The organism is Oleiphilus sp. HI0067 (assembly GCF_001635735.1).
Window position 1 is genome coordinate 1 of record NZ_LWFI01001191.1, and the last position, 707, is coordinate 707.

At 40.7% G+C, this 707-nt stretch carries 1 protein-coding gene and 1 pseudogene; both read left to right on the forward strand.

The window, feature by feature from the left end; genetic code table 11:
* Positions 1-232, forward strand: a pseudogene (locus A3739_RS30075) (1-acyl-sn-glycerol-3-phosphate acyltransferase); the annotation flags it as partial.
* 260 nt (positions 233-492) lie between these two features.
* Positions 493-707: hypothetical protein (locus A3739_RS17735; RefSeq protein ID WP_197472405.1), on the forward strand; the 215-nt coding region annotated here is incomplete at its 3' end.

Consider the following 707-nt stretch of genomic DNA (forward strand, 5'->3'; position numbering starts at 1 on the left):
TTTCCATATCGCAGTCCAAGCTCAGTGTAAGATAACTCCCATTGCTGCAAGCACCTATGCGGGGCGTTTAGATTTAAATAAATGGTGTTCAGGAAAGGTTTTGATAGACATATTGCCTGCCGTTGACGCCGCAGGGAAAACCGAAGACGATATACCGCAATTATGCGCCTCGATGCATGCGCAGATTAGAGAAGAAATTGAAAAATTAGACGCTGAATTAGCTCAAATTTAATGGTCGCTAATTGACCGATTTGGACAATCAATCACAGTTTGATACGATCACACTCGTATAATGTTTTTTCTTAAAAAAGTTGTATAGAAAAAGTTTGTAAAGAGACGCTGCAACGCGCTTGTTGCTAAAAGATATTGAGGCTAAATATCGCTTACTAAACGCCTCAGATACTCAAAAAACTATAAATAATATAGCGGAACAACCTAAAACATTGATGTTTGGTGATGTGTTCCGAAAGTGCAACTAGGGAAAGCCAAGGTATGTTCATCAGCATGTTTATTCACGTGCTTGAGGCCTCATGTGGTCTCTTGCTCGCATTACTGGGTGTTCAAGTCGCTCGACAGTATCGTATTGCAACGAAAAAGCAGAACGATGAACACGTTACGATCAAGCAATCGATTGATTCGGAAGAAATCATTGTTGATCGTTTCTCTCGCTCAGTAGAAAGTAATGCTCCTTCACAGCCTGAATCTGC